Raw genomic sequence first — 13,809 nt, 5'->3', positions numbered from 1 at the left:
GCGGGTCGGGACGGAGGGGCCGCCCACCGCCCCCGCGGACCCGGACAGGCGGGCCGCTCGCTGCGGGACCGGGGCCCGGTCCCGGTTTCGGGCCCCGGTCCCGGCTTCGGGCCGTGGCCCGGGCGCGAGCGCGGGGAGGCCGGCCGGTTGTCAGTGGCCCGTGCGAGGGTGGGACCACTCGCGGCGCACCGTGCCGGGGCGTGCCACGGCAGCCTGCGTGGTGTGTCCGCGCGGCCTGCCCGTGCGCCGGCCGTCGGCGGGTCGCCCGCGGCGGCCGCGCCGGTCCGCGGGTGAGGAGCGCCGTCAGGGACCACACGGAGGGGGACGCATGGCCTGGCACACGGAGCCGTTGATCGGCTTCGACCTGGAGACGACGGGGACCGACCCGGCCGAGGCGCGGATCGTCACGGCCGCGGTGATCGAGGTCGGCGGCGGCCGACCGCTGGGCCGCAGGGAGTGGCTGGCCGACCCCGGCGTCCCCATCCCGCCGGACGCGGTCGCCGTGCACGGCATCAGCGACGAGCGCGCCGCCGCCGGCCGGCCCGCCGACCAGGTCGCCGACGCCATAGCGGGCGTCCTCGCCGGTGCCTGGCGGGCCGGCGTCCCGGTCGTCGCGTACAACGCCTCCTTCGACCTGACCCTGCTCGCCGCGGAGCTGCGCAGGCACGGTCTGCCCTCGCTGCGGGAGCGGCTGGACGGCGCCGACCCCGCCCCCGTCATCGACCCGTACACCATCGACCGCGCCGTGGACCGCTACCGCCGGGGCAAGCGCACCCTCGAAGCCGTCTGCGCGGAGTACGGCGTGCTGCTGGAGGCCGCGCACGACGCCGCGGCAGACGCCCTGGCCGCGGCCCGGCTCGCCTGTGCGATAGCCGGCAGGCACCGCAAGGTCGCCGAACTGCCCGTCGCGGACCTGCACCACCGGCAGATCCAGTGGTCGGCCCTGCGGGCCGCCGACTACCAGGCCCACCTCCGCCGCCAGGGCGACAGCACCGCCGTGGTCGACGGCCGGTGGCCGCTGCGGGAGCCACCGGGCGCGGTGGGATGAGGCCTCCGGGCACGCGGGGCCGCAGCCGGGGCGCGCCGGGCCTCGTCCGGGGCACACCCCGGACCCCGGTCCGTGCGGCGCCCGCCCGCCGAACCGCCCGAGAGGACCGCACTGCCGGACCGCACCGCCGGACGGGCACCGGCCCCTGCTTCGGCGCCGTCCGCCGGCACGGGCCCCTGTCCGTGCAGCACAGCGGCATCCGGCGGAAGCGCCGGCGGCTTTTCCCGATGCCCTCCTAGAATCCTCGGAAGAAGACCGCCCGGAAGGCGTGGAGCCCCTCCCGGCGTGGAAGCCCTGGCCGGTCCGAGCCGCGAGGACCGCGCCCGGGAGCGCTGCGCCCACCCAGGACAGGGCGTCCGGGAACGCCCCGCCGAGCAGGGACCCGCCGAGCAGGGGCCCGCCGGCACGGGGAGGGCGGGCACCACGCCGGTCACCCGGGCGTCACGCAGGCTTGTCAGTGGCCCGCCGCCCTGAGCCACACCGTCGTGTCCGGAGGCAGCCGGGTGCCCGTCATCTCGCTGCTGGCCAGCACCACCTCACCCGCGGGCAGCGGCACGGAGCGCGAGGAGAGGTTCGTGAGGGACTGCCATCCCGAGGAGCGCGCGAAGTGCAGGACGTCGTCGTCGGGTGTCGGAAGCCACGTCAGGGTCTCGTCGCCGAGCAGCTTGCGGCGCAGCCGCAGCGCCGTGCGGTACAGCTCCAGCGTCGAGCCCGCCACACCGTCCTGCGCCTCGACCGAGAGCGGTCCGAAGACCGCGGGCTGCGGAAGCCAGGCACCGCCGGTGCCGAAGCCGTAGGAGGGCCCGGAGCGGGTCCAGGGCAGCGGCACACGGCACCCGTCACGCCCCTTGCGGCGCCGCCCCGTCTGCTCCCAGACCGGGTCCTGGAGCACCTCGGCCGGCAGGTCGGCCACCTCGGGCAGCCCCAGCTCCTCGCCCTGGTAGAGGTAGGAGGAGCCGGGCAGCGCCAGCATCAGAAGGGTCGCGGCGCGCGCCCGGCGCCGCCCCAGCGCGGGGTCGGCCATCGGCTCCGTGCCGTCCGAGCGCAGCCACGCCTGAAGATCGGTGCCGGGCGGCAGCGCCAGGCGGGACGCGTGCCGGACCACGTCGTGGTTGGAGAGCACCCACGTCGCGGACGCCCCGGCGGCCTGCGCGGTCTCCAGCGAGGTGGCGATCACCTCCCGCAGCCTCGTGGTCGACCAGTCCGTCTCCAGGTACTCGAAGTTGAACGCCTGCCCCAACTCGTCGGCGCGGGTGTACAGCACGCGCCGGGCATTCTTCACCCATGCCTCCGCCACCGCCATCCGCGGCGGTGTGTACGCGTCGAAGACCTTGCGCCAGTCCCGGTAGATCTCGTGCACCTCGTCCCGGTCCAGGTACGGATGCGTGCCGTCCACCACCCCGTTCTGCATGCCGTGGTGCTGGTCGGGACCGAGGTCGCGCAGCGGCTCCGACAGGTCCTTGGCCAGACCGTGGGCCACGTCGATGCGGAAGCCGTCGACGCCCCGGTCCGACCAGAAGCGCAGGGTGGTGCGGAAGTCGGCGCGCACCTCCTCGTTGCCCCAGTTGAAGTCGGGCTGCTCCGGCGTGAAGAGGTGCAGGTACCACTGCCCGTCCGGCACGCGCTGCCATGCGCTGCCGCCGAAGTTGGCCTCCCAGTCGGTCGGCGGCAGCTCCCCGTGGCTGCCGCGCCCGTCCCGGAAGACGTACCGGTCCCGTGCAGCGGAACCCGGCGCCGCGGCCAGCGCCTCCTGGAACCACGCGTGCCGGTCCGAGGAGTGGTTGGGCACGATGTCGATGATGACCTTGATACCGAGCCGGTGCGCCTCGGCGGCCATCGCGTCGAAGTCGTCCAGCGTGCCCAGCCTGGGGTCGACGTTGCGGTAGTCGGCGACGTCGTAACCGCCGTCCTTGAGTTCGGACGGGTAGAAGGGGCTCAGCCACAGCGCGTCCACCCCCAGCGCCGCCAGGTGGCCGAGGCGCCGGGTGATGTCCGCGATGTCCCCGATGCCGTCCCCGTCGGCGTCGGCGAAACTGCGCGGGTACACCTGGTAGACGACGGCCTGGCGCCACCAGTCGGGGTCCTGGGAGGACATGTCCAGCGGGGCGTGCTCGGTCACGAGGACTCCTTCGAGGTGGGCGGCGCGGGAGCGGGCCGCGGCGGTGCTCCGGTGGGGAGGGGCGGTGCTCCCGTGGGGAGGGGCTGTGCCGGCGGTGGGAAGCAGCCGTGTCGGTGCGGCAGGGGCACGGGGCCGGTGCGGGCCGGACGTCACCGCTTCTCGGCCGGGCTCCCCGGGCCCCGGGGAGAGCGCTGCCACACGCCGCGCCGGTCACCGCGGCCGGGAGCGGGGCCGGGCGCTCCGCCGCCCGGCCGGAGCGGTCGCGGGGTGCCGTCCGTGCGCCAGGGTCCGCCGGGGTCCGCGCCTCTGACCCGTGCGAAGAGCGCGGTGGCGGCCGCGGCCGCGCGGGCGCCGGTGACCATGTGGGTGCTACGGCGTGGCGGCATGGCAGGACGCTCCAGGCGGCAGAGGGCGGCTCACTGTGTGACAACGCTTGCACGCTAAGGATGTGCCAAGCGGGGTGTCAATGGATGAGGCCGACCAATACGGCACACGGGGACCTGCTGGTATGGGACATCCGCCTATGCCCCCCTGCCGCGTTCATGGAAGTTGGTGCTCTGGATGACCGGCACAGGGCGGCGAGGACGTCGGTACGACCGGTGACAGCGCTGTCACGAAGGCGGCGGACGGGGGGCCGGAGGTGTGTTACGTTCCCGCCATGCCGCCAGCTCAGCGCCATCCGACCATGGCCGATGTGGCCAAGCGCGCGGGAGTCTCGGTCTCCACCGTCTCGCGCACCCTGCGCGGTCTGCCCACCGTCTCGCCCGACGCCCGGCGCCGGGTGGAGGAGGCGGCCCGCGAGCTGTCGTTCGTGATCTCCCGTCAGGCCTCCGGCCTGGTCACGGGGAAGACCGGTGCGGTGGCGGTATTGGTGCCCACGCTCAAGTCCTGGTTCGTCGGAGCGGCGCTCTCGGGCCTCGGCGCGGGGCTCCGCGGCACCGGCCTGGACCTGCTCGTCTACAGCGTCTCCGACATGGCCGACCGGGCCGCGTTCTTCGACCGCCTGCCCGCCCGCCGCAACGCCGACGCCCTCCTGGTGGTCTCGTTCGACCTCACCGCGGACGAGAGCGCCCGGCTGGACGGCCTCGGCATGCCCATCGTCTACGTGAGCCAGCAGGCGCCGGGCCGTGCGAGCGTCTACGTCGACGACGTCATGGGCGCCAGACACGGCGTGCGGCACCTGATCAACCTGGGGCATCGGCGGATCGGGTACGTGCACGCGGCGCGCGGTCCCTCGGGGTTCTCGTTCAGTTCGCAGCGGCGCTTCCTCGGTTACCGCGAGGCGCTCGCCGAGGCGGGTGTCGAGGTCGACCGACGTCTGGTGGTGGACGTTGCGGCGAGCGGCAGGCGCGGTGCCGAGGAGGCCGTGGGCGGGCTGCTCGGTCTGCGCGAGCCGCCCACCGCGATCTTCGCGGAGATAGACCAGGTCGCCATCGAGGTGATGGGGGTGCTGCGCGGCGCGGGCCTGGACGTGCCCGGGCGGATGTCCGTGCTCGGCTTCGACGACCACGAGATGGCCGAGTGGATGCAGTTGTCGACGGTCGCCCAGCCCGCGGAGGACATCGGCAGGACCGCCGGTGAACTGGCCCGCTCCCTCATCGACGACCCGGACGCCGACCCCGCCCTGCACCGCGTGCTGCCGACCCGCCTCATCCCGCGTGCGAGCACGGCCCCTCTCGGGACCACGGCCCCCCTGGGAACATCGAGCCCGCTCCCCGCACCGGACGCACCGGACGGCACCGCACGGACCCGGGACTGACCCGCCGTCCTCGGGCGCACGGCGCCCGGCCCTCCGATCCCCGGTTTTGCGGCCTCGCGGTCTTCCGGCTCGCGGTCTTGCGGCCTCCCGGTCATCCGTCCTCGCAACGCGTCGTCAGAACGGGTACCACCGCACCGTCTCGTCGCCGTCCCGCAGGGACGCGACCCGGCGGCGGAACTCCGCGAGGGCCTTGGGGTTGGTGGGAGCGTGCTGGGCCACCCAGGCGCAGCTCGCCGTCTCCCGGGCGCCGCGCAGCACCCCGCACCCCTCCCACTCGCGTACGTCCCAGCCGTAAGCCGTGCTGAACTCCGTGTACGCGGCCTCCCCGAGCCCGTAGCGGTCGCAGGTCAGGGCCATCACCACGAGGTCGTGCTCGCGCAGGTCCGACGAGAAGGTCTCCAGGTCCACCAGCACCGGTCCCTCGGGGCCGATGTGGACGTTGCGGGGGAGCGCGTCGCCGTGTATCGGGCCCGGGGGCAGATGCGGGACGAGTGCGGCCGCAGCCGCCGCGAAGCCGTCGCGGCGCTCGCGCAGATACGCGGCGTCGGCCGGGTCGATCGCCGTACCGGCGAGCCGCAGCCAGCGCTCCACACCGTCGAGCAGCTCACGCCGCACGAGCTCGAAGCCGGGCGCGGGCAGGGCGTGCACCTGACGCAGCAGTGCCGCGAGGTCGGCGGGGCCCGCCGGACGCACCGGCTCGGGCAGCCGCCGCCAGACCGTCACCGGCCGGCCGTCGACCAGCAGGGCCTCGGGCTCCGCGGCCCGCACCGCGGGAACGCCGGCACCCGCGAGCCAGTCGGCCACCCGCAGCTCCCGCCGCGCGCGCTCCAGCAGTTTCGCGCCGCGGCCCACCTTGACCACCACGTCACCGGCCGCGAACACCGCGTTCTCGCCCAGCGCCAGCAGCCGGGCCCCGGCCACCGCACCGGCCGGCAGCACCCCGGCCGCCGCAAGCACCTCGCGCGCCCGCGCCTCGTCCACCGCCGACCTCCTGATGAGCCTGCGGACCGGCGTACCCGGCCCGCTCCCGTGCCTCTTGCCGCGGCGCACGCACCGCGCGTCCCGTGCCTCTTCCCGCGGCGCACGCACCGCGCGGCACCGGCCACGGCGCATGCGCGCCCGCGCCGGCAAGTCTCGCATCCCCTCCAGCACGGCCGGCCACCGCGCCCTTCGCTGCGGGTGCGGGTGCGGGTGCGGGTGCGGGTGCGGGTGCGGGTGTGGGTGCCGGTGCCGGCGCCCGATGTCAGGGGGCCGCCGCGCTCGCCGGTGCCCGGGCCGTCGCGCCTGCCCGTCCGCCCGCCCCCGGGCCGGGTGCCCGACTCGGCGCAAGTCGAGCCGTAGCGACGCCAGGGAGTGCCGCGGTGTCCTGGAGCGCGCGACCCGCCATTTTCGCGAACCGGAATCGGGACGCCCTCCGAACGGGTCAGGAACCCGGCGTTCCGGCGGGACGCTGCCCGGATCTCGGGGTGATCCTCCCCGGAGGCTCCCCGGAACGCGGACGGACGCAGTTCCGCATGGGCGGACACGGTTCGTTGTGCACGGACCACGCCCCTGCGGGTCACGGCGACGTCTTCGGGTGCCACGGGGCGACTTCACCCGAGGGGCCCGCCAGGCGCCCGGTCAGGCGTGGGCCGGGGGGAGGGACGGGTGGAGGCGGACAGCCCTTTCGAAGGCCGCTGCCGTGCGCAGGAGGAGGGGCTCGCCGAGTTCGGCACCGACGAGTTGCAGGCCGACCGGCAGGCCCGCGTCGCCGAAGCCGCAGGGGACGACCACCGAGGGCAGGTTGGCGTAGCTGAACGGCATGGTGTACCGGCGGCCGCGGGTGTACTCGTCCGAGGTGGTGTCCTGCACCGGTGCCACGGTGGGCATCATCGGAGTGAGCAGGACGTCCACCTCGCTCAGGGTCGCGCGCAGCGGGGCAGTGTCCGAAGGGCGGCGGGACAGGGCCGCCTCGTAGTCCGACGCGGAGATCTGGGCCGACGCGTTCATGTCCGCCTGAACTGTCGGTCCGAAGATGCTCTTGTCCGGTGCGGACCAGTAGATGTCCTTCATCGCCTGGCCGAACTCGTACCGCAGGATCGTGAAGGCCGGGTCGAAATCGAGCATGGTGGCGAGGTTGCTCACCCGGACCGTCCTGATCCGGGCGCCGAGGTGGGAGAACGTGCGGATGGCCTGGTGCACCTGCCGTTCCACGTCCGGGTCGATTCCGGTCAGACTGTAGTCCTCGATGATGCCGATCCTGAGCCCGGCGATCCCGCGGCCGATCCCGGACAGGTAGTCGGTGTGCGGCAGGTCCAGTGAGTACGGGTCCTGCGGGTCGTGGCCGGCCATGGCGGTCAGCATCGCGGCCGCGTCGCGCACCGTCCGGCCGAACGGGCCGACGACGTCGAAGCTGGGCGCCCGGGGTATGGCGCCGCGCAGGCTGACCAGGCCGTGCGTGGGCCGGATGCCGACGATTCCGTTCCACGCGGCCGGTACGCGTACCGACCCGCCGGTGTCGCTGCCGATGCCGACCACGGTGATGCCCGCAGCCACACCGGCGCCCGTGCCACTGGAGGAGCCGCCGGGCGACCGGGTCGGACCCCACGGGTTGTGCACGTCGCCGAAGTACGCGTTCCTGCCGTCGATGCCGGCGGCGAACTCGTTCAGGTTGGTCTTGCCGATGCTCACCGCGCCGGCCTCGCGGAGTCTGCGGATCACGGTGGCGTCCGCGGTCGGTACCCGGTCGGCGTACGCCTGCGAACCGGCCGTGGTCCTCACCCCGGCGGTGTCGAAGAGGTCCTTCACCATCATCGGGACTCCGTGCAGCGGCCCGCGATCCACGCCCGCGGCCAGCTCGGCGTCCCGCTGCGCGGCCAGGTCGAGCGCCTGCCAGGAGGTCAGTGTGATGAACGCGTTGAGCTTCGGCTGCAGCGCGGTCGCGGCGGCCAGCGCGTCCCGGGTGAGTTCGACCGAGGTCGCCTCGCCGCTGCGCAGCATGGCTGCGGCCTGTGCCACGCTGCCCGGACGCAGTCTGCGACCGGCTGCCCGGGCCTGTGGAACGGCAGCGCCGGCGACCGTGGCCGCACCGGCTGCACCGCCTGCCCAGCGCAGGATCTCCCGCCTGCTCACGTCTGTCATCAGGGCGCCTTTCCTCCGGGATTGTGTTGAGGTGGGGCAACCTTAGGGGTCGATTTTTTGCCGTCTAGTTTCGGCCATGTTCAGCTAGGGTTTCGCACGTTCGGCTTACGGGGACGTCGGGTTGGTGACTGAGCGTCATAAAAGGGTGCCGTGCCGCCCCGGCGGGTCGTGACGACACGGCATCGGACGAGAGGCGAGGGGGTGATGGACGCGGCACCCTTGCGCATCGTGAAGCCTCGACACCTGCGTGATCCACGGAGGACCGTGTCCACCGGCTTCCCGCTCCCCTGGCCCGCCGATCACGGGGAACCGGGAGGATCCGCCTGCATTTCGGGACCCTGCCGCATCGGGGCCGGGAAGCGCGAGAGCGTGACGCAGGCCCGCGTCATCTCTTCGGTCGTGTCATTCGGCAGCGTGCGTCATTTCGCCCTGTGGGTCGTTTCGCCTGCGGCCACTCGGCGGCGGCGCCCCCTGGACGGCGCGGTTCCTCCACCGTTCCGGGCGGTCCCCACTACGTCATTTTCCCCCTTCTCCCTTCTCCCTTCTCCCTTCTCCTCGTTCTTTTTCCCCCTTGAGCGCCATCTCCGTCCGGCGTCCGCCCATCGGGGCATCGCCACGCTATTCGCGGTACCGGTTCGGCGGCGGACGGCGCCGGGGTCGGAAGGCGTTCCGCCGCTCACGCGGATCGGGTGCGGGACTGCCTCCATCACGGCCGCGGCGGGCGGCAGGGGGGATTTCCGGGAGCGCGTGCACGGATTGTGCGTGGATACCCCCACGGACACCCCTGCGGTACCCCGCGCGTTCTCCACCGCCGCGTGGGCGGGAACAGGCGGCGGCGCCTCCCCCCTCGGCCCGGCCGGGCAGGGTCCGGCACGCGCCCTGCCGCCCGCGCCGGCCGTTCTCCGATGCCCACCGCCGGCCGGTTCCCGAGTGGGGAGGGGGCCGGAGACCTCGCATCGACACTTCGATGACCGAATTATACGGGCCTCGGATGGTTTCTTCCCTGTTGTTGACTTGACTCTTCACATATTTCCTCTTGATCTTGGGTATGTGAGGGCAGGTACCATCACCCGAGTGCCGACAGGGAAGTCGGACGCAGTTCACCAAGAATCATCACCGCATGGGGTTCGGGTAAGCGGCAGAATCGTTTCTGCGCTTATCTCTCGATCGTGTGTGTGTGCCGTCGGCCATTCCGGGTCTGCGGGGCACCGGACATGAACGGACGGACTCTTGTGCGGAAGTTCCGGCAGGAGACAAGAATGGGCCTCTTTGCTTGGGCCGCCTACGGGCGCGACGACCGGGTCGAAGAACTGCCGGAGACATCCGATCATCCCGTCACGGACACGGCGGCGAGGCCCGACTTCGCCCCCATGAGACAGTTCGGCGCCTCTTCGAGCGCCTCTTAGGTAATACGCCTGCCGTTTATCGGCATTCCCCTCCCGGCCTTCACCGGACGTTGACACCGCCTGTCCGCCGGCGGTCGTCAGGCATGTCCCGTGCCGGGTGACAAGCACGCGAAGCTCCTGGTGGGAATGGTGCGTCCTGGCTGCCGACACGTGTAACCAGAAGCTGTGTCCTCGCCCGCAGCCGCTCCGACGAACGTGACCCGCCAGTGGATCAGAGAAAAAGCCGAGCAGCCGACCAGCGCAGAGGTGGTTCCCCCCATGGCCAACGCCAACTCGACGACTCCCTCGCTCCCGTTCCACAGGGGCGACTCGCCGCTAGACCCGCCTGCCGTCTTCGCCGAATGGCGCGCCGAGGGCCCGATTCGCCGTATCGCCATCGCCAATGGCGGGACGGCGTGGCTGGTGACCCGGTACAAGGAGATGCGTGAGGTGCTCGGCGACCCGCGCATGAGTTCCGACATCACCAAGACGGGGTTCCCCTCTCCGCGTCCGGAGGAGCCGAAGCCGAGTCTCGGCAACTTCATGCAGATGGACCCACCGGATCACGCGGCGATGCGCAGGACGGTGACCCGGACATTCATGATCAAGAACGTCGAGCGGCTGCGGCCGCGCATCACCGAGCTGACGAACAACCTGCTCGACGCCATGGAGGAGATGCCGCGGCCGGTCGACCTCCTCACCCACTTCGCCCGCCCGCTGCCCTCCCAGGTGATCTGCGAACTGTTCGGCGTCCCCTACGCCGACCGGGAGCTGTTCCTGTCCAACTCCGCGACCATCGGCGACATGCGGGCCACCGAAGCGGAGGCGTACGCCGCGCGCACGGCGATCGCCGAGTACCTCATCAGGCTCGTGGAGGAGAAGGAACGCCACCCGGGCGACGACATGTTCAGCGACCTGGCCGTCAACCGGCTGCGCACGGGGGAGCTGACGAAGGAGGAGATCGGCGGCATGGGGGCGCTGCTGGTGATCGGGGGCCACGAGAGCACCGCCAGCATGATCGGCCTGGGCACCATCGTGCTGCTGCAGCATCCCGAACAGCTCCAGCGGTTCCTGACGGAGCCCGAGGTCAGGCCGGCGGCGATCGAGGAACTCTTCCGCTACCTGTCGATCGTGCACGTCAGCCTGCGCAGGGTGGCCACCGCCGATCTGGAGATCGGGGGCGTCACCGTCCGCAAGGGCGAGGGCCTGATCATCCCGATCCACTCCGCCAACCGGGACCCGGACGCCTTCGACGCGCCGGACGAGTTCGACATCAGCCGTGACGCCCGGCACCACCTGTCCTTCGGCCACGGCATACACCAGTGCATCGCCCAGCACGTGGGCAGGCTCGAACTGCAGATCGCGCTGCCCGCCCTCTTCCAGCGCTTCCCCGGCCTCCGCCTCGCCGTCCCCTTCGAAGAGATCGACTTCCGTGAGGACAACGTCGTGTACTCGGTGAACGAGTTGCCCATCACCTGGTAACGGCGACCGCCGCCTGGGGACGCCGTACGAAAGCGGTGTCCCCCGGTTCGTGAGGGCGTCGTACACGGTCGTGGCACCCGTGGCCGGGGCGGCGTGTACGGCGCTTCACGCTGCACTGCCGGATCGGCACCGGGCCCGCCGGCGCACGTGCGGCTCGGGGCGCCTCCGGCCCCGGTGGCCCCCGGTACGTCCCGGTTTCGGTGGAGCGGTACAAAGATGAGATACGTGCCGGCGCATCCTGCGCCGGCCCTGGCGCAGGGATGACCATGGACATTGAGAGGCGTCTGGACGAACTGGGGCTGGAGCTTCCCGAACCGATGGAGCTGCCCCCGGGTGTTGTCCTGCCCTTTCCCTGGGTGAGGATCCACGGCAGCCGTGCCTTCGTTTCCGGTCACGGTCCGTTGCTGCGCGACGGATCGCTTCCTTCGACGTTGGGCAAGGTGGGGGCCGAGGTGTCGCAGTCCGAGGCATACGACGCCGCACGCTCCACCGCGCTCGCTGTCCTGGCGAGCCTGCGAGCGGCACTCGGCGACCTGGACCGTGTCACCGCCTGGCTCAGGGTCTTCGGCATGGTCAATGCCGCGCCCGGGTTCACCTCGGCGCCGGCGGTGATCAACGGCTTCTCCGATCTGATCCTCGAACTGTGGGGACCGGAGGCCGGCAGCCACGCCCGGTCGGCAGTCGGCCTCGCGGAACTCCCCTTCCGCATCCCCGTGGAGATCGAGGCCGAGGTCATGATCCGCTGAGCCGGCGGAAGCGCCGACGCGGTGGTCAGGACGGTGCGGCCGACCGACCCGAGCCGGTGCCGCGACCACCTGCTGCCGCGGGTCGGACACGGCAGCGGGCAGCCGGGCAGTCCGCCGCGGCCGCGCCGGGCGCCCGGGCGGGGGGAGCGGGCCGGATGCCCGGGCCGGGGAAGCGCTCCCGACGGCGGGCTCCTGCCCGTCGGCCACCGTGACACCGCGACGTTCACGCCGCCTTGACGGCACACCCCCGCATCAGCACGATGTCACAGTCCACCGGGGCGGCCGTACGGCGCTCCCGACCGGTGAGCCGGGCGCCCGTGACCACGCCCCGAAGGAGCCGATCCCGTGACCTTGGCGACCGCGACGACGCGGTCGGCGCAGGGGGTGCCGCCACCGGGGGCCGTGCGGCAGCCCGCCGACCACGGCACCTGGTTCCTGGTGCTGCCCGCGCTGCTGCCCATCCTGGTGCTGAGCGTGGGCCCGCTGCTGTACGGCATCGGGCTCGCCTTCACCGACGCCCAGTCGGGGCGGATCGCGGCGACCCGGTGGACGGGCCTGCTCAACTTCCAGGACCTGCTGCACGACACGCTGTTCCGGGAGTCGTTCCGGATCGGCCTGCTGTGGGCCGTCGGCGTCACGGTGCCGCAGTTCCTGCTCGCCCTCGGCCTCGCGCTGCTGCTCGACCAGGACCTGCGGCTGCGCTGGCTGGCACGGGCGCTCGCCCTCGTCCCGTGGGCGATGCCGGAGGTCGTCGTCGGGATCATGTGGCGCCTCGTCTACCACCCGGACGCGGGCGTCCTCAACGAGACGCTGCGCCGGCTCGGCCTCGGCGACGGCCACGACTGGCTGGCCGGCCTCGGCACCGCGCTGCCCGCGGTGATCGTGGTGGGCGTGTGGGCGGGGCTGCCGCAGACCACCGTCGCGCTGCTGGCCGGCCTCCAGAACACCCCGCGGGAGCTGCACGAAGCGGCCGCGATGGACGGTGCGGGCGCCTGGCGCAGGTTCGCCACCGTCACCTGGCCGGCGCTGCGCCCGGTCGCCCTCGCCATCAGCTCGCTCAACTTCATCTGGAACGCCAACTCCTTCGCCCTGGTCTACGTGCTCACCGCGGGCGGCCCCGGCGGACGCACCCGGCTGCCGGGCCTGTTCGCCTACGAAGAGGCGTTCCGGTACGGGCAGTTCGGCTACGCGGCAGCGATGGGGTGCGTCATGGTCGCGGTGATCTCGGTGATCCTCGCCTGCTACCTGGCGGGACGGCTGAAGGGCGGCGAACGGTGAGACCTGCGGTGCCGCCCACCACGCGGCGGACGGGGCGCCTGGTGCGGGCCGGGCAGTACCTCGCGCTCCTCGCCTATCTGGCCTTCCTCGCCTTCCCCTTCCTCTGGCTGCTCTCCACGGCATTCAAGCCGCCGCGCGAGCTGGGCAGCCTGCACCCGACCTGGATCCCGGCCGACCCGACACTGGCCAACTTCCGGCAGGCCTTCGACGAGCAGCCCCTGCTGCGGGCCGGACTGAACTCCCTCGTCGCGGCCTCCTGCGCCGCGTTCCTCGCGGTGGCCGTCGGTACGCCGATGGCGTATGTGCTGGCCAGGCGCCGCTCGCTGCCGGCCCGCGCCGCCGCCGGCTGGGTGGTGGTCAGTCAGGCCTTCCCGTTCGTGCTGGTCATCGTCCCGCTGTTCCTGCTCCTGAAGAACCTTCACCAGATCGACTCGCTGCCCGGCCTCATCCTGGTCTACGTCGTGTGGGCGCTGCCGTTCGCCCTGTGGATGCTGGTGGGGTACGTGCGTGCCGTGCCCGTGGAGCTGGAGGAGGCCGCCGCGGTGGACGGCGCCGGGCGCGCCCGGATCCTGGCCTCCGTCACCGGCCCCCTGCTCGGGCCCGGCATGGTGGCGACGGGCCTGTTCGCCTTCGTCAGCGCCTGGAACGAGTTCTTCTTCGCACTGGTCCTGCTCAAGACCCCGCAGAAGCAGACGCTGCCGGTCGTCCTCACCCATTTCCTCGGCGCTGAGGGCACCGCGGATCTCGGGCCGCTCGCCGCCGGGGCCCTGTGCGCGACGCTGCCTTCGCTGGTCGTCTTCGCCGCCGTCCAGAAGCGGATCACCGGCGGCATGCTCGCCGGGGCGGTGAAGCACTGATGCGCCGCCGCACGT

At 72.7% G+C, this 13,809-nt stretch carries 9 protein-coding genes; 6 read left to right on the top strand and 3 right to left on the bottom strand.

Features of this window, described 5'->3' with window-relative positions; all coding sequences use genetic code 11:
• Positions 1 to 328 precede the first annotated feature (328 nt).
• Positions 329 to 1,048, top strand: a complete 720-nt coding sequence (locus tag IE313_RS16030) for an exonuclease domain-containing protein (protein ID WP_189932599.1) — start codon at positions 329 to 331, stop codon at positions 1,046 to 1,048.
• Between the two features lie 454 nt (positions 1,049 to 1,502).
• Here IE313_RS16030 and IE313_RS16025 read toward each other — a convergent pair whose 3' ends face one another.
• Complete coding sequence (locus tag IE313_RS16025) at positions 1,503 to 3,143, bottom strand: glycoside hydrolase family 13 protein (protein WP_189932710.1); 1,641 nt, start codon at positions 3,141 to 3,143, stop codon at positions 1,503 to 1,505.
• Between the two features lie 682 nt (positions 3,144 to 3,825).
• Between IE313_RS16025 and IE313_RS16020 the strand changes: the two genes are divergently transcribed.
• Positions 3,826 to 4,926 (top strand): LacI family DNA-binding transcriptional regulator, encoded by a 1,101-nt coding sequence (locus IE313_RS16020; RefSeq protein WP_308439177.1) that lies wholly within the window; start codon positions 3,826 to 3,828, stop codon positions 4,924 to 4,926.
• A gap of 114 nt (positions 4,927 to 5,040) precedes the next feature.
• On the opposite strand, the gene IE313_RS16015 is transcribed toward IE313_RS16020, so the two are convergent.
• Both IE313_RS16015 and IE313_RS16010 read right to left on the bottom strand, forming a co-directional pair.
• On the bottom strand, positions 5,041 to 5,907 hold the full coding sequence (locus tag IE313_RS16015; protein WP_189932597.1) for a phosphotransferase enzyme family protein: 867 nt from the start codon (positions 5,905 to 5,907) through the stop codon (positions 5,041 to 5,043).
• A 639-nt stretch (positions 5,908 to 6,546) separates the two neighbouring features.
• Positions 6,547 to 8,046, bottom strand: coding sequence for an amidase (locus IE313_RS16010; protein WP_189932595.1), 1,500 nt, complete (start codon positions 8,044 to 8,046; stop codon positions 6,547 to 6,549).
• 1,664 nt (positions 8,047 to 9,710) lie between these two features.
• On the opposite strand from IE313_RS16010, the gene IE313_RS16005 reads away from it, so the two are divergent.
• The 4 genes from IE313_RS16005 (at position 9,711) to IE313_RS15990 (ending at position 13,794) form a co-directional block, all read left to right on the top strand.
• Positions 9,711 to 10,913 carry a cytochrome P450 gene (locus IE313_RS16005; RefSeq protein ID WP_189932593.1) on the top strand — a complete coding sequence of 401 codons (1,203 nt, stop codon included), beginning with the start codon at positions 9,711 to 9,713 and terminating at the stop codon, positions 10,911 to 10,913.
• Between the two features lie 266 nt (positions 10,914 to 11,179).
• Positions 11,180 to 11,659, top strand: a complete 480-nt coding sequence (locus tag IE313_RS16000; RefSeq protein ID WP_189932591.1) for a RidA family protein — start codon at positions 11,180 to 11,182, stop codon at positions 11,657 to 11,659.
• Positions 11,660 to 12,004: 345 nt separating this feature from the next.
• Positions 12,005 to 12,937 carry a carbohydrate ABC transporter permease gene (locus IE313_RS15995; RefSeq protein WP_189932589.1) on the top strand — a complete coding sequence of 311 codons (933 nt, stop codon included), beginning with the start codon at positions 12,005 to 12,007 and terminating at the stop codon, positions 12,935 to 12,937.
• Between the two features lie 8 nt (positions 12,938 to 12,945).
• Positions 12,946 to 13,794 (top strand): carbohydrate ABC transporter permease, encoded by an 849-nt coding sequence (locus IE313_RS15990; protein ID WP_229924675.1) that lies wholly within the window; start codon positions 12,946 to 12,948, stop codon positions 13,792 to 13,794.
• Positions 13,795 to 13,809 lie beyond the last annotated feature (15 nt).

The sequence above is a fragment of the Streptomyces sulfonofaciens genome (genome assembly GCF_014656295.1).
Classification (GTDB): Bacteria; Actinomycetota; Actinomycetes; order Streptomycetales; family Streptomycetaceae; genus Streptomyces; species Streptomyces sulfonofaciens.
Note: the sequence above shows the minus strand (reverse complement) of the source record. Positions and strands in the feature narration are given on the sequence as shown.

Excerpts from the sequence above, each read along its gene's own strand:
- IE313_RS16030 (WP_189932599.1), top strand. The coding sequence starts at position 329 with ATGGCCTGGCACACGGAGCCGTTGATCGGCTTCGACCTGGAGACGACG.
- IE313_RS16025 (WP_189932710.1), bottom strand. The coding sequence starts at position 3,143 with ATGTCCTCCCAGGACCCCGACTGGTGGCGCCAGGCCGTCGTCTACCAG.
- IE313_RS16020 (WP_308439177.1), top strand. The coding sequence starts at position 3,826 with ATGCCGCCAGCTCAGCGCCATCCGACCATGGCCGATGTGGCCAAGCGC.
- IE313_RS16010 (WP_189932595.1), bottom strand. The coding sequence starts at position 8,046 with ATGACAGACGTGAGCAGGCGGGAGATCCTGCGCTGGGCAGGCGGTGCA.
- IE313_RS16005 (WP_189932593.1), top strand. The coding sequence starts at position 9,711 with ATGGCCAACGCCAACTCGACGACTCCCTCGCTCCCGTTCCACAGGGGC.
- IE313_RS16000 (WP_189932591.1), top strand. The coding sequence starts at position 11,180 with ATGGACATTGAGAGGCGTCTGGACGAACTGGGGCTGGAGCTTCCCGAA.